This window comes from Pseudoalteromonas sp. SG44-17, assembly GCF_014164235.1.
In the GTDB taxonomy this organism is placed as follows: domain Bacteria; phylum Pseudomonadota; class Gammaproteobacteria; order Enterobacterales; family Alteromonadaceae; genus Pseudoalteromonas; species Pseudoalteromonas rhizosphaerae.
The window spans coordinates 22152-43645 of the sequence record NZ_JACJEV010000033.1 but is presented as its reverse complement, the minus strand read 5'-3'; the positions used below and the strand labels follow the sequence as shown (position 1 = coordinate 43645).

Sequence of the window (21494 nt, the reverse complement as noted above, 5' to 3'; positions counted from 1 at the left end):
GCTTACCGCTTACCGTTTACCGCTTACCGCTTACCGCTTCAATCCTTATTAACCTGCAGCTCACATAATATTTGATATAGTGGATTACTCGCTAGCAATTGTTGATGAGTACCTGTTGCGATTATCTCTCCGTGCTCCATTACCACTATCATATCAGCATGTTTTACTGTGGCGAGGCGGTGGGCAATGATAAGCGTAGTACGGTTTTGCATTAAATGTTCAAGCGCAGCTTGTACATGATGCTCACTTTGCGCATCTAAAGCGCTGGTTGCTTCATCGAGTAACAGTATTTCTGGGTCTTTTAATATTGCTCTTGCTAATACAATTCGTTGTTTTTGGCCGCCTGATAAGCGCACCCCTTGCTCGCCTAAAAAGCTCTCGTAGCCGTTAGGTAATTGTGCAATAAATTCATCCGCGTGAGCATGCTTAGCGGCAGCATATACTTGTTCGTCGCTTGCATCTGGGTTGCCATAACGAATGTTATGCATCACATCAGAGCTAAATAAAATCGGGTTTTGTGCCACCATGCCCATGCTGTTTCTGAGCGTATTAAGGGATAGATCTTTGATATTAATATTATGAAACTTAATGTCGCCACCTGCAGGGTCATAAAAGCGTTGTAGTAATTCAAATAACGTGGTTTTACCAGCACCTGACGGACCAACGATTGCTACTGTTTGGCCTTGTTCAATCGTTAATGAAATAGTTTTTAAGGCGCTCACATCAGGACGCGATGGATAATTAAAAGTTACTTTATCAAGACTAATGGCTGGAGCGTTAGAGTTGTTATGTAATAACTGATCTTGTGGTGCTGCAGGGTTTGTGATCTCACTTTTAACCGCGAGCAGTTCAAGTAACCGCGCGGCAGCGCCCGCTGCACGTTGTAGCTCGCCATATACCTCAGCAACGGTTGCTACCGACATCGCTACCATAATGGCGTAAAACACAAATGCACCTAACTCACCGCCAGTCATTGTGCCTGCCAGTACATCACTACCACCTATCCACAGCATCACGCTAATTGCGCTAAAGGTCAAAAATATTACTGCAGCAATTAAAAATGAGCGCTGTTTAATGCGGCTTTTCGCAACGTTAAAGGCTTTTTCGGTCTCTAGTGCAAAAGCGTGTTGTTCGCGTTGTTCGTGGCTATAGCTTTGCACTACTTTAATATTTTGAATTATTTCTCCCGCATAAGTGCTGATATCGGCAATCGCATCTTGGCTGGAGCTGGCAAGTTTGCGTACTTTTTTACCAAAAATCATCATGGGTACTAACACCAGCGGCACACAGGCAACTACAACTAAAGTGAGTTTTAAGTTAGTAAATAACAACATGGCTAAACCACCGACTAGCATCAGAGCGCTGCGCAGTGCCATTGAAAATGACGAGCCAATGATTGATTGCAACAAAGTGGTGTCGGTTGTTAAGCGCGACATTAATTCGCCACTGCGGTTTTCTTCAAAGTAACTCGGGTGGAGGGTGACTATGCGATCAAATACCGCTTTACGAATATCATTACTGACGCGCTCACCAATCCATGACATTAAATAAAAACGGCTGAATGTTCCTATGGCTAATAAGCTGATCAAGCCAATTAGCACGATTATGGCTTGTTTTAATTGTTCTTGAGAGCCCGCAATAAAGCCGTGATCAATAACAAATTTAACTCCTTGGCCCAATGATAAATTAACCCCGGCAGTAACAAGTAATGCTGCAAGAGCTGCAAAAACCACCCATTTATACGGCTTAATAAACTGAAAAATAGGAATTAAACTACTAAAAGCAGCTTTGTCTTTTTGCTCGGTTTTACTATTGCTCATAGTGGATTCTTTTAGATGAATAGGGTATAGATATGGTTACTTAAATCATAATTTCAATAACTAACTAAGGGACTAACCATGACAACTGAAAAAGTAACGGGCGAATTTAACGTTAAACTCAATCCTATTGAAGGTTATGCAAAGGGCATTGATGGCGTAAACCTGGGTCGTATGTCGATTGATAAAACGTTTACAGGTGAGCTTGATGCAACCAGCACTGGCGAAATGCTCAGTGCTATGACCGCAACTCAAGGCAGTGCCGGTTATGTGGCAATTGAACAAGTAGTTGGCACACTTGCAGGTCTTCAAGGCAGCTTTGTGCTGCAACATTTTGGCACTATGGATAAAGGCCAAGATTCATTAATTTTAAACGTGGTGCCAGATTCTGGCAGTAATGAACTTGCAGGCCTTAGCGGAAAAATGGCAATTCGCATCGAAGCAGGTATACACATTTATGATTTTGAGTATCAATTATAAGCGATACAGCCATGCAGAAAATAATTGAGTTTAACAAGCAGCGTGGCTTTTTTAGAGGCGGTATTGATATTGACGCACTTAATGAGCGAATTTATCAATTAAACCAAGATGGCTGGAAAGTAATAAATGTTAGCGCCTCTACAGGATTATACGGCCAAGTTTATGCATACATCTTACTTATTGAAAATGAAGAACTATAAGGAATATAAATGACGTTATCACTGTGGCTAAGCTTAGTCGCCATTTGTATGATGGGTGCAATGTCTCCTGGGCCAAGTTTGGCTGTGGTGTTAAAACACAGCATTCATGGCAGTATGAAGAACGGCATGTTGGCAGCGCTGAGTCATGGTGTTGGCGTCGGTTTTTATGCTGCAGCATCGTTACTTGGCCTCGGTGCACTAATGTTGCAATTTCCTACTGTGTATCAAGTGTTAGTTTACTTAGGTGCAGCGTACTTGGCATATTTAGGGGTTAAAATCTTATTAGCCAAACCAAGTAATAGTGAGTTAAAAGTGGCTCAGCAAAGTGGCAGTGCAAAACAAGCCTTGCAAGACGGCTTTGCTATTGCGTTTCTAAATCCTAAATTAGCGGTATTCTTTTTAGCCCTGTTTTCACAGTTTATAGATCCTGCCAATCTCAGTTTTAAGGTCGGTTTGATTATGTGCTTAACGGTTTTTACTATTGATACTGGCTGGTATCTGATTGTTGCAGCATTGACAGAGCTTTCAAAGAAGCGCTTTGCTTTTACTAAATCATCCCCATGGTTTGATAAAATATTAGCGGTGATTTTTATTGGTCTAGCAATAAGGGTGGTGCTAATGGTGTAGTTTATTAAACTTAACTAATCCTTACTACTTCCCTTTAAAGCTGTTTTTAGCAATTTCTAATTCACCTGTGTAATAGTGGCTTATGACTGAGTTATTCCGTTAGTCAGTCGATTTATTTTACGTTATCTACATGATCGCAGCACTTCTAAACTAAGTTCCTCACCTTGCTAGCTATTGCCCTTACTGCTGCATACGTATTCATCACACTTATTTTACTTTTTAGTTACACTTTATTGGTTTTATTTTATCCATAATTTCAAAACAAACAGCACACAATTATAAAATCAATAGGGTAGAAAGCTCATGGGGAAATTCAAACTAAGTGCGTTAATGCTCGCAATGTTTGCAGCCAGCAGTGTATTAGCTGCGGTTGAAAGTGACGCGCAAAGTACCGTAAAAAAACCACAACTAGAAGAAGATCTTGAAGTCATTGAAGTGCGTGGCTTTAGTCGTAGTTTAATCCAATCACTTAATCAAAAACGCTTTACTGATACGGTATCTGAGCAGTTATCGGCGGATGACTTAGGTGCTTTGCCTGATGTATCTATGGCTGATGCGCTCACTCGGTTACCGGGGATCTCAGCGGTACGAACCGGCGGGCAGGCGGCAGAAATCAACATTCGCGGTATGTCCGGTGGATTTGTATTTTCAACTTTAAATGGCCGTGAACAGGTATCAACTAGTGGCAGCCGTAGTATTGAGTTTGACCAATATCCGTCTGAATTGATCAGCTCAGCAGCCGTGTATAAATCACCAAAAGCATCGCTTATCGAAGGTGGTGTTGCAGGTACGGTAGAACTGCAAACAGCTAGCCCGCTTGATAATGATCAGCAACATAAGTTTGTGGTTAACGCCAGAGGTATGTACAACGACCGAGCGTCAGAGGTGAACGATGCCACTGAGTTTGGCGACCGCATTAGTTTTTCCTATCAAGGTAAATATCTTGACGATACTTTAGGTGTAGCACTTGGTTATGCACGGTTATTTCAACCCAGCGTAGCAACACAGTTTATTGGCCTTGCCTATAACGATAATAAAGACGTTGATGGTGTTGCAAATGATACTAATGGCCCCGAACTTAAACCTGAAAATGAGTATATCAGCGAAGGTTTTGAGCTTCAGCATTTAGGTGGAGAAGAAACCCGTAACGGTTATATGGCGGCGATTGAATGGGCACCGGTGGATAATTTTAAATTAAAAGGGGACGTGTTTTTATCACGCTTTGATACTGAGTCATTTGCCCGTGGGTTACGAGTGAAATTAGGTGGCCCAACGGCCACTTATACAAACGCTCAGCTAGAGGGAAATTCAGTAGTTGGTGCCTCTGTTAATCGTACTTCAAAAGGCTACACTCGCGTTGAAATTGTGAATGATGATAACCAAGACTTTGATGAAGTAGATAGCTACGGTGTTAACGCCGATTGGCAAGTGACAGAACGTTTAAACGTTAATGTTGATGTGTCGCTGTCACGGGCTAAAAGTAACTTTCGCAATGGCTTATTGTGGGCGTTGGTTGCCGAAGACGCCTCAGCCGAAGAACCTGTGTTAGATAAAAACGTATCAATAAACTACCAACTTAATGGTTTAAATTTACCTGATGTAGGCTTTAATCAAGCGGCTGCATTTAGCGATATCGACCGAGTAATGGTTAGTAAATACGGTATTTACCCTTATCAAAATGAAGATGAAGTAAGCGCTTATCGCCTTGATTTTAAATACGAGCTGAATAACAGCTGGTTTAGCTCTGTTGAATTTGGCGCGCGTTATTCAGATCGCGAATACAGCAATAACCGCTCAGTGTTTGAATACGGTAATGATGGTGATTTTTCAGTGAGTGAGCCGCCACTGCGTTTAACCAATGACATGGTAAATGTTGTTGACTGGGAAGGTGACTTTAGTTATTTCCCATCATATTTGGCGATTGATTTAGACAAAGCGCTTAATGCTTGGTTTCCTGAAGGCGCACCAGAGCCAGTTAAAACTTGGGGTAATGCAGATGGGGTAGTTGACTCGCAAGGTTACACCACTAACTATTCGTGGACCATGTTACAAAGTGGCTCAGTGTATGAAGAAGTGCTTTCAGCCTACGCCATGCTTAATATTAATACTGAAATTGGTACTATGCCGGTACTGGGTAATATTGGTATTCGCCGTGTTGATACCGACCAATCGGCCACTATTTTAGAAAATGTTAATGGTGATTTATCACTCGGTGCACAAAACATTACCGACAGTATCGGCATCATAAATAAAAATTATTTACCTAATGTACTTGGCACAACTTATACCGATTATCTGCCATCCCTTAATTTAAACTTTCAGCTAACGGATAACACGCAATTACGCTTTGCGGCGGCTAAAGTAATGTCGCGCCCACCGATTAATCGCCTAGCGGGGGACGCCAGTGCGCAAGCTGATAAAACCAGTGGCAAAATTAACGGCTCAAGTACCAATAATCCATTCTTAAAACCATTTTATGCCGACCAATACGATATCTCTTACGAGCATTATTTTGATGAGTCAGATGGTGCGCTAGTGATCGCAGGTTTCTATAAAAACATCGATTCGTTTATCGATACCATCGCCATTGAAGGGTTTGACTTTAAAGGTAATGGCTTTAACGTCCCTGACTATATAGAAAATCCAGTCAGTGGTGAGCAAGTTGCCACAACTAACGGCACTTACACAACGGCGGTAAATAACGCCAATGGCGGTTATATTCGCGGTATTGAACTTGCCTACACGCAAGTATTTTCGTTTTTACCCGCGCCGTTTGATGGCCTTGGGTTTAACGGTAGCTATTCATACACCGAGAGCGAAGTTGAATCTATCACCAGCTTAGGTGGTGAAACGGTTACACAAGGTTTACCTGGTTTGTCTAAAAACGTGTTAAACGGCACTTTATTTTACAGCTTAGATAATTTTGAAACCCGCCTTAATGTGCGTTACCGCTCAGACTTTGTTTCAGAGCAAGTGGCGATCAATGAGCAAGTGGTTAATTTTGATGCCGAGACCGTGGTCGATTTTCAAACCTCTTATCAATTTACAGACTCATTTGGCATGTTGCTACAGGTTAATAATCTTACTGATGAACCAACCCAAAGTTACTTTGGCAATGAAAACATCACCGGTACTACCCAGTACTTTGGTCGTCAGGTTTATTTAGGTTTTACCTATAGCCACTAATAGCAAATTGGAGCATAAATAATGAATAAAATAACTAAATTGACTCATTTGCTATTAGCAGTGAGCTTAACACTACTGTTTGGCTGTGGAGGCTCAGGCAGTAGCGATGTAAAAGCAGGCCAAGCCTTATTGACTTGTGATGTACCGCAAGTCCCTAATGCAGCAGGCACTAAGTGTGTTGATCCTGAGCCTATCTCTTGTGACGCACCGCTGTTTCCAGATGCAAATAATGAAAGCTGTACCAGTGGCTATAACCCCGACTTACCAGACCCTGTGGTATTTGCAGGCGAAGGTGAGGCTATTTTATTTTATAAACGTGATAAGAATGAAGGGTACGAAGGCTATCGTTTACACTCTTGGAATACCGACGGCTGTGATGCTTACGCGCCGCCGTTTGATGCCACCGATTGGGCTAATGGCCATGAATATAATGGTGTCGATCCAAACTATGGAGCTTATTGGATTGTCGCGCTAAAAGACGGTTATACCGAGTGCGCTAATTTTATTATTCATATTGGCACAGAAGGTTCAGGTAAAGCCCATGGTGATGTGGATTTAACCATGCCACTGATGCAGGACGACGAGCGTTTTGTACGTATGAACTTTACCTTTGACGGTGAGCCAACAGTATTTGAATACCCAGTAGAAGCGCTTGGCGAACGCCCCGTTGCAATTGACGGTGCATCAGCACACTGGATTGATTTAAATACTGTGCTGTATAAGCCAAGTAATGAGCTTACGCAGATTATTAAGCTGCATTCATCAGCTGCTGCCGATTTGGTTGTTGATGTTGATACTGGCTTAAATGGTGAAACAGTTGAATTAATGGCAACGAGTTTAACCGATGCACAAGCAGCGAAAGTACCGCACTTAACAGATTGGACTGCCTATCAAGGTAATTGGGATGCCGCTACTGCAAAACAACTTATAAAACAACAGCTCGTTGTAGCGGGCTACGATGCAGAAGGCAAGCTACTTGAAGCAAGTTTTGTGCAAACCGCCAAAGCCCTTGATGCACTTTACACCCAAGGTGAAAACGACGCAAATGAAGCCATGCTAGGCGTGCATTATAATAACAATGCAATTGATGTTTCAGTATGGGCACCAACCGCTAGCAATATGATGCTTAATGTATTTGACGCCGATAAAGCACAAGTACATAGCACTGCCATGACGTTAGACAGCAATACAGGTATTTGGTCAGTGAGTTTAGACAGCAAATACGACCGTCATTATTACCGCTATGCGTTTGATGTTTACCACCCTACTACTCAAGCGATTGAAAGTTTATGGAGTACCGATCCTTACTCACTGAATGTATCAAGCAATGGCCTGTATTCGCAGTTGATCAACTTAAATGATGACGATACCAAACCACAAGGCTGGGATGAGCGCAGTGTACCAACAATTACCAACCCGGAAGATGCCATTATCTATGAAGGTCATGTACGTGATTTTAGTATTCGCGATACGTCAGTAAGCGCAGCAAACCAAGGTAAATATTTAGCATTTACTGAGCTTGAAAGCATCCCTATGCAGCACCTTAAGCAACTAGCTGACAAAGGTTTAACGCATTTTCACTTACTCCCTGTAACAGACATTGGCACCATTGAAGAAGATGCGGATAAGCGCGTTGAAATCACTGACACCCTAGGTAAGTTATGTGAGCGAATAGACGATGCCGCCGATGCTTGTAAAATCGAAAATAAAAACAGCATCATTGCTGATTTAATGCAAAGCTACTTTCCGGGTTCTGATGATGCTCAAGCACTTGCCAGCGCGATGCGTGATTTAGACGGTTTTAACTGGGGTTACGACCCGCATCACTTTATTGCCCCAGAAGGTTCGTATGCATCAAGCAGTGAAGGGGTTGCCCGGGTTAAAGAGACGCGCGCCATGGTACAGTCACTTCAAGAGATTGGCCTTCGCGTGGTTCTTGATGTGGTATACAACCATACAACGTCATCAGGCATTTGGGAAAAATCAGTGTTTGATAAACTCGTGCCGGGTTATTACCACAGATACAGTGAAATAACGGGGGATATCGAGCGTTCAACCTGTTGTGAAAACACCGCGACTGAACATGTGATGATGGACAAGTTTGTTAGCGATTCACTGGTCATTCTTGCCCGTGATTTTGGTTACGACAGCTTTCGCTTTGATGTTATGGGGCACATGCCTAAATCATCAATTTTAGCAGCGCGTGAAGCGGTGCAAGCTGTTGACCCTGACAACTACTTTTATGGCGAAGGCTGGGATTTTGGTGAAGTCGCTAATAACCGATTGTTCACTCAAGCTAAGCAAGCTGATATGGCAGGCTCTGAAGTTGGCACATTCAATGACCGCATCCGTGAGGCTGTGCGCGGTGGGGCTATGTTTAGCAATAACCCGACCGATGGTAATTTAGCAGACCAAGATACTCTGCGTTTATCACTGGCGGGTAATTTACAAAACTATATCCTGAAAGACTTTAAAGGTAATTCGGCAAAAGGTAATAGCTTTAGCTGGAATACTCAGCCGACGGCTTATGCTTTAGACCCTGCTGACAGCATTAACTACGTATCAAAGCACGATAACGAAACCTTATGGGATCAACTGCAATATAAACATGCAACAAGTATGAGTATTGAGCAACGAGTGCGTGCGCATAATATGGCATTAGCAATTCCATTAGTAAGCCAAGGTATCCCGTTTATGCAACTTGGGGCTGATTTACTACGCTCAAAATCAATGGATCGTGACAGCTACAATGCAGGGGATTGGTTTAATGCGGTAGATTTAACGAAAGAAAATAATAATTGGAATATTGGTTTACCTAATGCTGAGAAAAACCAACAGAAATGGCCTGAAATCATTAAGGTCTCAGGTAATCCACAAGCTGCTGCACAGCCGCAAGATATAGCTTACGCAGGGGATGTGTTCCAAGAGTTTTTAGCTATTCGTAGTAGCAGCCCATTATTTAGATTAACCACAGAGCAAGATGTTATTGACCGTGTAGGTTTTCACAATGTTGGTAAAAACCAGCAACATGGTTTGATTGTAATGAGCATTGATGACGGTCAAGGTTTTGCAGATTTAGATAACCAAGTTGACGCGCTCGTAGTAGTAATTAATGCAACTGAGCAAGCGCTTTCACATACAGTACCAACCGCTGCTGGGTTTGAATTACATCCAATACTTAAAAACAGCACCGATAGCAGTATGTCTGGAGTGAGTTTTACTGCCAGTGAAACCGACGGTACATTTACAGTCCCAGCTTATACAATCGCGGTATTTGTAAAACCACAAGGCGAGAACCAAGGTGTAGGCTTAAGTGCGAATGCAACAGTGGGCGCGCCAGACGTAGTGCCTTTTGGCAGCACCACAGTATATGTGCGAGGTAGTTTAAATGATTGGGGCACAGCTGACAGCTTTGAGTATATGGGCAATGGTGAATACCGTATCGCTATTACTTTAACTGCGGGAGATTATGAATTTAAAATTGCCTCTGAAGATTGGTCGAGTGTGGATTTTGGCGCGCTGTCTGATGCTGATAAAGCAGTGTTGGAAAATCAAACCGAGCCTTTAATGCGCAGTGGCGCGAATATGACCTTTAATGCCGCAATTGATGCAACTTATGTATTCTCGTTTGATGCCAGCGATAAAGACAATCCAACGCTGAAAATTTATAACGAAGAACGATTCGTTGGCACGCCTGTATTTGTTCGTGGCAGCTTAAATGAATGGGGCACCAGTGATGAGTTAATCTATCAAGGTAAAGGCGTTTATACCTTTACTAAAATTCTCAGTGTAGGTAGTTATGAATTTAAAATTGCTTCTGAAGATTGGGATACCGTTGATTATGGTTCCGGTGAAGCGGATGTAATCGTAACCGTTGCCGAAGATAAGTTATTAGCTGTTAAAGGCGCTAATATGACGATGGATGTTGCAACCGAGGGCGAATATCAGTTCATTTTTGATGCCAGTGATTTGAATGCACCCACGCTGAGTGTATTTAATGCGCAAATGTTTGCAGACACTCAAGTTTACTTACGTGGCAGCTTAAATGGCTGGGGTACCGACAACCCCCTAATCTATCAAGGGAATGCTATTTATAGTACATCACTTGATTTAGATGCCGGTGATTATGAGTTCAAAATAGCCTCTGAAGATTGGAACACTGTGGACTACGGCGGCAAAGGTGAATCTCCACAGGTTATAGTTGGCGAGCAAAGTTTGCTTGAAGCTGTAGGGGCAAATATTAATGTAGCCATTGCTGACGCAGGCAACTATACCTTTACGGTTATTGGCCCTAATCGTAATAATATGCAGGTACTGATCAATAAGAACTAAGCATTAATACACTTTATAAACAATCAGAACCGAGTATCCTAGATGCTCGGTTTTTTTATGATCAAATTGCAGCCTAGGCAAAGTTAGCGTAATTTATAATCATAATACGATTATGGGTAACTACGATGTCAGAAGCTATGTTAAAAAGTGCTACGTTTGATCCTAAAATAAAGCCTTATTGGTTAATTTTTGCAGTATGTGCAAGCACCTTAGGAGTTGTGACTATTCCGCTTATCCCGGTAATAGTACTGATTGTTTGGATTGTAAGTGGCAGTATATTAGCCGCTATGTCGGCTCAATTACTTGAGCGTAAACTGGTAGTAAAGCGCGGTGTATTTTTCAAAGAAGAAAAGTCCATCCCACTTGAAAAAATAACTGACGTCGGGTTAAGCCAAGGCCCGTTGATGCGTTTATTTGGTTTATATCGACTAAGCTTTGAAACCGCAGGTCAGTCTGGTCATGGCGCATTAGTATCGTTACTTGGGGTAGTTGATGCCAGTGAGTTTCGCGAGGCAATCTTAACTCAAAAAGATAATCTAACCGCACAGCAACCAACAAAAGCGAACAGTGATGAGCCACAAAGCCAAGTTGAGCTAATACGCGCACTTACTTACAGTGTGAAAAATATTGAACAAATGTTAGTGACGTTATTGGATGAGCGGAAATAGTTAGATATGAGTAATCCTATTTTGCTTTAAGGAAAATATGGAAAATACACCTTATATTAAGCTGTTTCGTAGGAAGACTCTGATACCAAGATTCATTGTTTTATTCTCGGTGCTTGTAGTTATTTTTCTAGCAAGCTTTTTATTTTTTACGGTTAATAGCCCTGAATCAAAAGCTAAAAACTTTCTCAAAAAACACGAGAATGATTTGGAGCACGCCATTTTACTTGCAGAGCAAAGGGATCTTTAGGCTGTACAATGGGTTGATGATAAAAGTGGTGAGCGTTTCGCGCATAAGTTAATAAGAAAAAAAGGCAGTAAAGAATTCGTGAAGGTGACCGATCCAAGTTTGGATGAGCTCACTGAGTTTTTACTGAATAAAAATATAGATGTTCTTTGGATTCAATCTTTTCAGGGTGTTTGGTTGATTAGAAAAGCATTTACCTTTTCATACCAGGATAGGCAACAAGAAGGTTATTTTGTTTTTGGTAACCCTGAGAAAATAGGTTTATGTGTGCTCGGTTACGGCGCTAAAGATTATGGTAAGCACGAACATGTAACTGGCAATTGGTATATGGCAATGTGCGAGTATCCGCGAAATTAATACAGTGCTATGCCAATGTATTCACTAAACAGGGAGCTTAAGTTTACATTCGATAACCCAAGACTATTACATTAACTATCATTGGTTCCAGTTGTTTTAACCCTCCCAAAGTGTCTTATGCTATTAGCTCAAATTATCTCTAAACCCCTTGTTTTGTACCTTTTATGGGTGTAATTTAAAGCGATTTTATCTGAAAAGGATGCAGTTTTATTAGGGTTCAAAGTAGTTGATTTCTAATAGGGCTCTAATTTTGTAGCATATATTTGTGCTACACAAACACATGGAGAGAAGTTAAATGGCTAGTAAAGAGTCAACCGCAGTGATTTGGATGTTGTCAGATTCATTTATCTTAAGTGTGATGTTACTAATCGGTGGTTTTTTAGGTAAAGCTATCAGCCCATTCCAAGTTGTCTTTTTGGTTAATGTAATTGCAGCTTTTGCGGCCATTATATTATTCTCGAAAGGCAAATGGGAAAATATCAAACCCCAAAAAATGAAGCTACATATTTTCAGAGGACTGCTTGGTGTTAGTTCAACAATATGTTTGTTTTATGCTCTGCAATATTTAAGTTTAGCGGAAGTAACCGCGATTAACTTTTTTGTGCCACTTATAACGTCCATTTTGTCGGTGTTTATCTTTAGAGAAAAACCAAAAGCCTATGTCTATATCGCTATTATTTTGAATTTAGCTGGAGTGATGATGCTGCTTTCTCCAAAACTAATGGCGAGCCAAGTAACGCAGCAAAACCTCTATCTAGGATTGATCTTTGCACTGTCAGCGGTAGCTATTTTAGTCATTTATAATATTAATTTAAAGAAAATAGGCAATGCAGAGAAAGTTGTGCCTCAAATGGTTTTTGCTCCCCTCTATTCGGCGATTATCTTATTACCCGTCGCTATTTTTGTGTGGAAACCTTTAGATACAAATAGTGCTCTACTAATTATGCTATATGGTGGGCTCCTTATTACTAAACTTGCAGCACGTTTTTTCGCTTTTAATAAAAGTGACTTATCTAAGCTAATGCCGCTTGAATATGCGCAAATTCTATTTTCTAGTATTTTGGGCTACATTTTTCTTCAACAAACTCAAACTTTATTGGGTATCACAGGCATTGTATTGATCGTGCTATCAAGTATCGCTCATGTTTTATTCATGCACTTTGAGAGGAATAGCGACACTAAGAATATGAAAGGAATTACCAATGATTAAAGTCGTAACGCAAAAATTCCGGCGATCGAGTGATCGCCGGGCTGTTTTAATCTTTCATCTAAACATTTTTCCTAGCACCTAGAATCTTTACCCTTGTATTACTGGCTGACCTGCTAGCATACGTAGTTCTTTACTGCGCTCGGTTTGCATTTCGTATGAAGCGGTTTTAATGCTGCTCACGTAATTCCACTTAGCGGTGGCTTGCTCAGGGGTAAAGGTCACGGTTAAGTAACCTCTATCGACTAAGTTGTTATAGATAAGATCATTGACTAATAGTGCAATAACTTGCTCCATTTGTGCCGTAACTTCAGGTCCTTGTGTATTCAGCGCTAGGTATTCTTCAAGACCAGGCGAAGACACCGAAGAGGTAGCAAATTCTACACCGGCATTTTGTGACGCTGCAATTGGGTTTGCAGCATCAGTAACTAATTGCCCAGCCCAACCGTTATGAGTATCACCCGCTAAAACCACTAAGTTCTTTTGTGCGGCAATGGCAGTACCAAGCAGCACTTCACGTTCGTAGGCGTAACCATCCCATGCATCTAAATTGTATGGTGCAGTAGTATCAACTCGAGCGCGTTCCGCATCAGTAACACTTGGATCGCCTGCAAGCACGCGGCCTTTGATTTGTGCAAGTTCAGCAAATAATGCCGATGCTTGTGCTAATAATGCATTTGTGTCGCCGCCATTTGCTTGACTTATTTGTAAGCTCACTAGTAGTTGCAGTACTTCAAACGGCAAATGCATTTTGGTCATCAGTACTTGTTGGCCAAGTACCTGCCATTTTGAGTTTGATGTTGTCATGCCATCAGTGAGCCATGTTAGCTGCTCATTGCCAAGTAATGCGCGCGATGGTGAGCTTAGTGCGTGTGCAAAATCACTTTGTCCTTGTGCACTGGTTAGGTCAAAATCAGCATAGTTTAGCTGTTCATCACGGGCGAGTACACGCGTGTCTAGCATGTATAAAGAGACTAAATTACCAAACTCAAAGCGACGGTAAATTCGTTCTTTATCAGCTACATTACGAATTGGCATCCATTCAAAATAGGCCTGTAGGGCATGTAGCTTACGTTCGCTAAATTCACCTTCGCCTTTATTATGGTTTTCTGCGCCATTTCGCCATGTGTCATTGGTAATTTCGTGGTCATCCCACACAGTAATAAATGCACAGTTACTATGCGCAGCTTGTAAGTTTGAATCAGTACGATAGTGGGCATAGCGGTTACGGTAATCAGCTAAGCTAATTATTTCGTCACTGTTATCTTCTGGCAGTAAACGGCCTAAAATACCAGCATCTTCAGTAGCGTAGCCATCATTGCCGTATTCATAGATGTAATCACCTAAATGCAATACAGCGTCTATGTCTGTTTGCTTGGCTATTTCACCATACACATGGAAAAAGCCTGCGGGGTAGTTGGCACACGATATAACAGCAAATTTCACTTTATCAATACTGCCTGTTGGTAGTGTTTTACCTGCACCAATAGGTGAGGTTTTGCCATTCGATTTAAAGCGATAATAGTAAGTGGTGTTGGCGTTTAAGCCTTGTAAGTCGACTTTTAAGGTGAAGTCTGTAGCTGCACTTATATGTGTTTCACCATTGTGGCTGATATTAGCAAAGTTAGGGTCGGTTGCTGCTTGCCATTGTACTTTAATGCTGGTGGTTGTTGGATCTAGAGGGGTTACACGAGTCCACAGAATTAGGCTGTCAGCTAATGGATCACCACTGGCAACACCATGAGCAAAGCTTACGTCAAGAATGTCGTCATCTTCATCATCAAACCGACAAGCTGTTAATCCTAATGACAAAACGGCGACACCAAATCCTGCCGCCGAGGCTTTTAAAAAATTTCTTCGTGTAAACGTCATTGCTCTGTACCGCTAAATTTAAAAGTAAGAGCTTATCCGACCAGTATGACTTTTATGTGAAGCTGTTATGCCAATTGCATTAAAATACTTGGCAAACCTGTTCTGCATTACAGGTAATAACGGTGACGTTTTCATAACCAACGCGGGTAAGTGCTTCAGCGCTTAATGTTGCGCGTGCGCCACTGGCGCAGTGTAAGTAAATTGGCCGAGCTGGGTCTTTTTCGATTTCCATTAACTTCATTTCTAGTAAACCTCGGGGAATATTAATTGCGCCGATAGCTGCTTTTGCCGCATGTTCGGCGGGTTCACGTACGTCAATTAATAGCCCTTTGTTGTCAGCAATTTCTTGCTTGGCCTGTGTAGCCTCAATTCGGCGTTGATTTGGCGTAATTATTTTCATTAGATCTGGGATTGAAGTAAGCATGTTATTCCTCGAAACCTAGTTTTTTTAAAAGAGTGATCATCGGGCACCATTTACTAAATGCTGATTGAATTAAGTTTAGAGCAATAAACACTGTAAACCAAATCCACAATGGATCATGAAATTGCTGTAGTAACAATGATATGCAAATCATTACACCTGCTATCAAGCGAAGAGCATCGTTTAGTTTCACGGTTAACCTTAGTAATAGTGACTGTTACTATTTAATATATTAGATAAAGCTACATTAGTAAATTATAATATTAGACTTTTCTAATATAGCTAACTATAATCTGCTGTACTTTGAATATAAGAGTGGAACTATGACTATCGACTTTGCAGCTATGGCTAATAACGTAGAGCATGCTGAGCAGCTATTAAAAATTTTAGCAAATAAAAACCGTTTAATGATTTTGTGCTCTTTGCAGGGGCGTGAAATGAGTGTTTCTGAATTAAATGCGGCTGTACCATTGGCACAGTCTGCTTTATCGCAGCATTTGGCTGCACTACGAAAAGCAAATATTGTTAGTACTCGTCGCGAAAGCCAGACCATCTATTATCGGGTGATTAACGACAACGCACAGGCTATGTTAGCCACGCTCTATGGTTTATTTTGTAAGGAATAACCAAATGGATAAGCTCGACAGTGCAGTAAAAAATAGTCTTAACGGGCGTATTCCTATCATTATTTTTGTAATGGCTGTGTTGCTTGGCATTATGGCTTTACAGCAAACTCCCCGTGAAGAAGAACCGCAAATAGTGGTGCCGATGCTGGATATTTATGTCTCAGCTCCTAACATTGAAGCTCCCGAAGTGGCAAGGCTGGTCACGCAACCACTCGAAAAGTTATTGGCGCAATTACGCGGTGTTGAGCATATTTATTCAACCACACAAAGTAATGGCACTGTGGTGACATTGCGCTTTACTGTGGGTCATGATCGTGAACAAGCAATCCTCGATACTTACGCCAAACTATATAGTTATCAACATACCATGGCGTCAGTTATTAGCTCATGGCAGGTGCGCCCGGTCGAAGTAAATGACGTGCCGATTGTGATGCTAGGCTTATTTAGTAAAGATCCTAAATTATATAACGACTATGAGTTAACCCGTTTTGCTAACGAAATTGCGAATAGTTTACAGCGCATAGAAAACACCAGTGAAGTTAAAGTGATTGCTGGGCGCAAACGCACTTTAACGGTCAATTTAGATGCGACGGCCCTAGCAGCTCATCAAACTACGCTCAGCGATGTTTATTATGCACTGAGTGTATCTAATCAATTATCTCAGGTTGGCAGTGTTGTTAATGCAGAGCAACAAATCATGCTACAAGCTGGTGATGTGTTACGAACAAAAGCCGCGATTGAGCAGCTTGTTGTAAATGTTATTAACGGCAAAAGTGTTTATTTAAAAGATATTGCAAAAGTACTCGATGGACCAAGTGAGCCTGAAAATTATCAGTGGCTAGCGCAATCTGATACCACACAAGAGCATCCTTTAGTCACCTTAAGTGTTGCTAAAAAAGCGGGCACAAATGCAGTCGCGGTCGCAAATGATGTACACGCAATGATGGCTGATTTAAAAACTAATTTTTTACCTTCGCAAATAGATTACACAATACTTAGAGATTACGGGCAAACCGCTAACGAAAAAGTGAATAACTTAACCTCAAGCTTAGTGTTTGCGGTATTTACCGTAGTGATTTTTGTTGGCGTGTTCTTAGGCTGGCGACCCGCTATCGTTGTTGGTTTAGCTGTGCCAATTTGTTATGGCATAACCTTAAGCCTCGATTTTGCGTTTGGTTACACCATCAACCGAGTAACGTTATTTGCATTGATATTATCACTGGGCTTGCTGGTGGATGATCCGATAACGGGCATTGATAATATTAGCCGTTTTTTACAAAACAAAGGCAATAAAAAACAACAGATTGTCGCTGCAATGAGCGAAATACGTGGTGCATTATTAATGTCGACACTGACCATCATGGTGGCTTTTATTCCTTTGGCTTATATCACTGGCATGATGGGCCCATATATGGCACCAATGGCATTTAATGTGCCTGTAAGCGTGATGGTCTCAACCATTGTGGCATTCTTTGTAACTCCTTGGCTTGCCATGAAGTTATTAAAAGAACCGGTTGTTGAGCACAATGATTTAACTTCCCCTAAAGTAGCTATTTATGAACGCTTATTAACGCCTTTACTGGCCAGTAAAGGGCGCGCAAAACTGATTTTATGGGCAACCTTAGGATTATTTATTATCAGTGCATTGCTGCCCGTGATGCGAATGGTGCCGCTGAAGTTATTGCCGTTTGATAATAAAAATGAACTACAAGTACTGATAGATATGCCCGAGGGGACGAATCTGGAGCAAACAACACTGACCGCTCGTAAAGTACAAGCTATAACATGGCAGCTTAGTGAAGTAAGTGAAATAGCTGCGTATGTTGGGCAACCATCAAGCATGGATTTTAATGGTATGGTGCGCGGTTATTATCGCCGTGAGGCCGCTAATTTAGCTGAGCTTAGAGTATTACTATTAGACAAAGCGCAGCGCGAGCAACAGTCTCATGGTGTCGTGATGCGTTTACGTAAACAGCTTGAGCCATTGGCCGTTAACGGCATTGTGATAAAAGTGGTTGAAGTTCCACCCGGGCCGCCAGTATTTAGCACCTTAGTGGCTGAAGTGTATCGTGATCCGTTTGTTGATACGCAAACCCACCATCAAGCGGCTCAACAAGTTGCACAACGACTGAAGCAAGAGCCCCATGTGGTTGAAGTTGATACAAGTATTGCAGCCACGGCACCGATGCAGCGCTTTATTACCGATAAAGCCAAGGCGGCTTTGTCGGCGGTATCAACACAAGATATTGCCAATACATTAACGATTGCATCTGCGGGTAAAAATGTGGGCGTAATGTATGTCAGTGGTGAAACGCAGCCCGTTGAGATCAAAATGCAATTACCATATCAGCAGCGAAACCAATTAGCGCAACTGCTTGCTATACAAATCAGAGGTGATAGAGAGCTGGCAAAATCAACTAATGAGTTTGGTTTAACTAGTGCGCCACGACCGTTGGTGGCTTTATCTGAGCTGGGTGAATTTCATAACCTAAATGTCGCAAAACCGATTATGCGTAAAGACCAACGCGAGGTTGTATACGTGATGGCAGAGCTTAATGGCCGTACTCCTGCAGAAATCATTGCGGACGTAAACGCTGATTTAAATGTAAGTAGCGATGATTTTGAGCAAACAAATTGGTTAGCCCGCAGCTTTTTTAATAACGGTGGAACTCAGGCTTGGCAATTACCACAAGGCACGCATGTAACGTTTAGTGGTGAAGGTGAATGGCGGATCACAATTGATGTGTTTAGAGATATGGGAATTGCGTTTGCTTTTGCGTTAACCGCCATTTTTATTATTTTACGAATACAAACGCAATCTGCCAGTTTATCGCTGATTATTATGTCGGCTATTCCACTTACTGTGATTGGTATTATGCCGGGTTTTTGGTTATTAAATCAGTTTGGTGAGCGCTCCATAGCCGGTGCTCCAGAGCCTGTGCTATTCACCGCAACAGCGATGATCGGCATGATAGCACTTGCTGGTATTGTGGTGCGTAACTCGCTTATTTTAGTTGAGTTTATTAATCAAGCTCGCGGGCAAGGGATGGCAATAAAAGCGGCATTGATTGCCGCAGGCACAACGCGGATGCGGCCAGTATTACTGACTGCTGGCACAACTTTATTAGGCAACTTAGTGATTACGTTAGACCCCGTATTTAGTGGTCTTGCTATCGCTATTATTTTTGGCATTGTGGCATCAACATTGTTTTCGTTGTTTGTGGTGCCGCTAGTTTATTATTTAGTGTTTGCGAACACACAAACAACCGAGGATGAAGCTCATGCAAGGTAAATCAAAACTGTTCGGCTCAATCATTGCGTTGTTAGTGATTATTGTTGCTGTGCTTTATATGGCAGGCAGCTTTTCAAATAAACAAGCCGCAGGAAATAAACCCGTATTAGCAACGACATATGAGGGAAAAGTCGCTACCGTTGAGCTGACGGCGATCAAGCGCAGTGAAGATGTTCCCGGTACTGTGATTGCAAAACAAAACACGCAAATTTCGTCACGAGTGATGGCACAAGTGGAACGTTTAAATGTACGTGCTGGTGATAGTGTTGTGCAAGGCGATGTTCTCATTACTTTGCAGCAAGACGATTTTAAAGCGCAATTGGCACAAAGTGATGCGCAAATAAAAGCCATTCAAGCGTCACTTACACAAGCTGATAAACAGCTTAAGCGCGTAACTGACTTATATTCACAAGGGTTGGTATCGGTTAGTGATAATGATGAGGCAAAAGCGAAATTTGATAACTTAACCGCAAGCTTAGCTGTTGCCAAGCAACAGCAAACCCAAGCACAAGTCGCACTTGAATTTACCCGTATAAAAGCGCCCATTTCTGGAGTTGTTGTAGAGCGGTTAGTTGAACCAGGTGATACCGCAGTGCCTGGTTCACCTTTATTGGCACTTTATAATCCACAACAATTACAGCTTGAATTTAATGTGCGAGAACGTCAGGCAATTAGCCTCACACTGGGTCAAAGCTTAACGGTCAGTTTGCCTTCACTTAATATAACCGCTGTTGCGGTGGTGAGTGAAATTGTTCCGATTGCCGATAGTGCTGCACGTAGTATGTTAATTCGTTTAGAGTTGCCAACACAATCAAACTTGATGCCTGGTTTATATGCACAGCTTCACTTGCCACTGGATACCGAGCAAGGAATTTTAATTGAGCCAAGTTGGGTGCATGAGTACGGTCAATTAGCCATGGTATATGTTATTAACGAGCAAAAGATTGAGCGCCGCTTTGTTCGTTTAGGGGAGGTGATTAATGCTAAACAGCATATTATCGCCGGGCTTAACGCCGGCGACACATTAGCGGTGGATTTTAAACCTAAATGAAGGTCGCAACTTCATCGAGTGATTTTTTCACCAAGGCATGATTAGGAACAGTAGCATCATCACTTGGGTAACCGGCAATGAGCAGCATATAAGGGCGTTCGTTGTCTTTGTCGCGGCCACAAATGTCGGTTAAAAAGCTCATTGGTTTAGGTGTGTGAGTCAGTGTTGCAAGCCCTGCGCGATGTAATGCTTGAATTAAAAAGCCGGTGGCAATACCGACTGACTCATGCACATAGTAGTTGGTGTTTTTATCATCAGTATTTAAGCCGCCTTTCTTTTGGCTGAATACGGCAATTAGCCAAGGTGCATGCTCTAAATAAGGTTTGCTGGCATCAGTGCCTAATGGCTTTAGAGCATCTAACCACTCTTCACCAGCGCGGCCTTCATAAAATGAGCGTTCTAATTTCTCGGCTGCTTCACGAATTTGCTTTTTCACATCACTACTATTAATTGCTACAAAATGCCACGGTTGGTGGTTTGCACCACTTGGTGCTGTAGCTGCGGCTTTAATGCAGGTTTGAATAATATCTTTTGGCACCGGTCGGTCGCTAAAACTACGAATTGTATGACGACGTTGGCTGGTCGTTAAAAACTCATTAGCGCGTTCAAGCATCTGTTCATGTGGATATTCAATAAAGTCTGTAAGTGGTTGGTGGTCATGTTGCTGCATGGCTTTTCGCTTCTTATTAAATGTTGATAACTATTTTTATACCCAGTAGCGAGATTAGGTGCAAGTAATATCTACTTTACAGTTATGTTATTTCCTAAAATAATGATTGTTAATTGCACATTGTGTTCACAGATTGTTCAGCTATATTTTCATACAGTATAGTTCGAAATTAAGAATGCATGGGTAGCTAAAAACAAAGCAACATTATTACAAGCACATGCTTTGAATACTCAGCCGAGCATACCGGCAGTCATTATTTAGACATTCAAAAATCATTAGTGCAGGCAGATTTTGTCGATAACTTAGTTATATAAAGTTATCGCTAGTGCAAACTGATGATGAAAATAACTACTGCAGTATTAAATACAGCTTTGAGTTAGTGTTACTTCAGAATTTAAGTTCACCTCTCCTAAGAGTGAAACCAAGCCGCACTTATTGCGGCTT

The 21494-nt window shown here is 41.7% G+C and carries 16 protein-coding genes; 11 read left to right on the top strand and 5 right to left on the bottom strand.

Annotation, left to right across the window (positions count from 1 at the left end; translation table 11 throughout):
• Window positions 1-38: 38 nt before the first annotated feature.
• Window positions 39-1820 carry an ABC transporter transmembrane domain-containing protein gene (locus H5182_RS18235; protein WP_182760416.1) on the bottom strand — a complete coding sequence of 594 codons (1782 nt, stop codon included), beginning with the start codon at window positions 1818-1820 and terminating at the stop codon, window positions 39-41.
• A gap of 78 nt (window positions 1821-1898) precedes the next feature.
• Here H5182_RS18235 and H5182_RS18230 point away from each other — a divergent pair, with 78 nt between their 5' ends.
• The 8 genes from H5182_RS18230 to H5182_RS18195 all read left to right on the top strand — a co-directional run bounded on the left by H5182_RS18230 (window position 1899) and on the right by H5182_RS18195 (window position 13121).
• The gene (locus H5182_RS18230) at window positions 1899-2297 is read left to right on the top strand and encodes a DUF3224 domain-containing protein (protein WP_145241975.1); all 399 of its coding nucleotides are present in this window, start codon (window positions 1899-1901) and stop codon (window positions 2295-2297) included.
• A gap of 11 nt (window positions 2298-2308) precedes the next feature.
• Window positions 2309-2497, top strand: a complete 189-nt coding sequence (locus tag H5182_RS18225; protein WP_182760415.1) for a hypothetical protein — start codon at window positions 2309-2311, stop codon at window positions 2495-2497.
• A gap of 9 nt (window positions 2498-2506) precedes the next feature.
• Window positions 2507-3124: a LysE family translocator gene (locus tag H5182_RS18220; protein WP_145241971.1), complete on the top strand. Its 618-nt coding sequence runs from the start codon at window positions 2507-2509 to the stop codon at window positions 3122-3124.
• A gap of 303 nt (window positions 3125-3427) precedes the next feature.
• Window positions 3428-6310, top strand: coding sequence for a TonB-dependent receptor (locus tag H5182_RS18215; RefSeq protein ID WP_182732374.1), 2883 nt, complete (start codon window positions 3428-3430; stop codon window positions 6308-6310).
• Window positions 6311-6331: 21 nt separating this feature from the next.
• Window positions 6332-10642, top strand: coding sequence for an alpha-1,6-glucosidase domain-containing protein (locus H5182_RS18210; RefSeq protein WP_182760414.1), 4311 nt, complete (start codon window positions 6332-6334; stop codon window positions 10640-10642).
• Window positions 10643-10767: 125 nt separating this feature from the next.
• Window positions 10768-11310, top strand: a complete 543-nt coding sequence (locus H5182_RS18205; RefSeq protein WP_064668490.1) for a PH domain-containing protein — start codon at window positions 10768-10770, stop codon at window positions 11308-11310.
• A 331-nt stretch (window positions 11311-11641) separates the two neighbouring features.
• The gene (locus H5182_RS18200; protein ID WP_182760413.1) at window positions 11642-11911 is read left to right on the top strand and encodes a hypothetical protein; all 270 of its coding nucleotides are present in this window, start codon (window positions 11642-11644) and stop codon (window positions 11909-11911) included.
• Between the two features lie 295 nt (window positions 11912-12206).
• On the top strand, window positions 12207-13121 hold the full coding sequence (locus H5182_RS18195; RefSeq protein ID WP_182735712.1) for a DMT family transporter: 915 nt from the start codon (window positions 12207-12209) through the stop codon (window positions 13119-13121).
• 87 nt (window positions 13122-13208) lie between these two features.
• Here H5182_RS18195 and H5182_RS18190 read toward each other — a convergent pair whose 3' ends face one another.
• The 3 genes from H5182_RS18190 to H5182_RS18180 form a co-directional block, all read right to left on the bottom strand.
• Entirely contained in the window at window positions 13209-14990 is a 1782-nt protein-coding gene (locus H5182_RS18190) for an alkaline phosphatase (protein ID WP_182760412.1), read from the bottom strand.
• Window positions 14991-15069: 79 nt separating this feature from the next.
• Window positions 15070-15414, bottom strand: coding sequence for a rhodanese-like domain-containing protein (locus H5182_RS18185; RefSeq protein ID WP_182732369.1), 345 nt, complete (start codon window positions 15412-15414; stop codon window positions 15070-15072).
• A gap of 1 nt (window position 15415) precedes the next feature.
• Window positions 15416-15604: a DUF2892 domain-containing protein gene (locus H5182_RS18180; RefSeq protein WP_149983085.1), complete on the bottom strand. Its 189-nt coding sequence runs from the start codon at window positions 15602-15604 to the stop codon at window positions 15416-15418.
• Window positions 15605-15734: 130 nt separating this feature from the next.
• On the opposite strand from H5182_RS18180, the gene H5182_RS18175 reads away from it, so the two are divergent.
• The 3 genes from H5182_RS18175 to H5182_RS18165 are packed head-to-tail and all read left to right on the top strand — an operon-like array spanning window position 15735 to window position 20380.
• Window positions 15735-16037, top strand: coding sequence for a metalloregulator ArsR/SmtB family transcription factor (locus tag H5182_RS18175; protein WP_149983086.1), 303 nt, complete (start codon window positions 15735-15737; stop codon window positions 16035-16037).
• Window positions 16038-16041: 4 nt separating this feature from the next.
• Window positions 16042-19329, top strand: coding sequence for an efflux RND transporter permease subunit (locus H5182_RS18170; protein ID WP_182735711.1), 3288 nt, complete (start codon window positions 16042-16044; stop codon window positions 19327-19329).
• Window positions 19319-20380: an efflux RND transporter periplasmic adaptor subunit gene (locus H5182_RS18165; protein ID WP_145241951.1), complete on the top strand. Its 1062-nt coding sequence runs from the start codon at window positions 19319-19321 to the stop codon at window positions 20378-20380. The genes H5182_RS18170 and H5182_RS18165 overlap by 11 nt, the downstream gene beginning before the upstream one ends.
• Here the strand turns inward: H5182_RS18165 and H5182_RS18160 are convergent.
• On the bottom strand, window positions 20373-21050 hold the full coding sequence (locus tag H5182_RS18160; RefSeq protein ID WP_145241949.1) for a nitroreductase family protein: 678 nt from the start codon (window positions 21048-21050) through the stop codon (window positions 20373-20375). The two genes, H5182_RS18165 and H5182_RS18160, sit on opposite strands and share 8 nt — an antisense overlap.
• Window positions 21051-21494: the final 444 nt, after the last annotated feature.

Coding starts and splice junctions, on each gene's coding strand:
- H5182_RS18170 (WP_182735711.1), top strand. CDS start 16,042: ATGGATAAGCTCGACAGTGCAGTAAAAAATAGTCTTAACGGGCGTATT.
- H5182_RS18210 (WP_182760414.1), top strand. CDS start 6,332: ATGAATAAAATAACTAAATTGACTCATTTGCTATTAGCAGTGAGCTTA.
- H5182_RS18190 (WP_182760412.1), bottom strand. CDS start 14,990: ATGACGTTTACACGAAGAAATTTTTTAAAAGCCTCGGCGGCAGGATTT.
- H5182_RS18195 (WP_182735712.1), top strand. CDS start 12,207: ATGGCTAGTAAAGAGTCAACCGCAGTGATTTGGATGTTGTCAGATTCA.
- H5182_RS18185 (WP_182732369.1), bottom strand. CDS start 15,414: ATGCTTACTTCAATCCCAGATCTAATGAAAATAATTACGCCAAATCAA.
- H5182_RS18215 (WP_182732374.1), top strand. CDS start 3,428: ATGGGGAAATTCAAACTAAGTGCGTTAATGCTCGCAATGTTTGCAGCC.
- H5182_RS18230 (WP_145241975.1), top strand. CDS start 1,899: ATGACAACTGAAAAAGTAACGGGCGAATTTAACGTTAAACTCAATCCT.
- H5182_RS18175 (WP_149983086.1), top strand. CDS start 15,735: ATGACTATCGACTTTGCAGCTATGGCTAATAACGTAGAGCATGCTGAG.
- H5182_RS18205 (WP_064668490.1), top strand. CDS start 10,768: ATGTCAGAAGCTATGTTAAAAAGTGCTACGTTTGATCCTAAAATAAAG.
- H5182_RS18220 (WP_145241971.1), top strand. CDS start 2,507: ATGACGTTATCACTGTGGCTAAGCTTAGTCGCCATTTGTATGATGGGT.
- H5182_RS18160 (WP_145241949.1), bottom strand. CDS start 21,050: ATGCAGCAACATGACCACCAACCACTTACAGACTTTATTGAATATCCA.
- H5182_RS18235 (WP_182760416.1), bottom strand. CDS start 1,820: ATGAGCAATAGTAAAACCGAGCAAAAAGACAAAGCTGCTTTTAGTAGT.
- H5182_RS18225 (WP_182760415.1), top strand. CDS start 2,309: ATGCAGAAAATAATTGAGTTTAACAAGCAGCGTGGCTTTTTTAGAGGC.
- H5182_RS18165 (WP_145241951.1), top strand. CDS start 19,319: ATGCAAGGTAAATCAAAACTGTTCGGCTCAATCATTGCGTTGTTAGTG.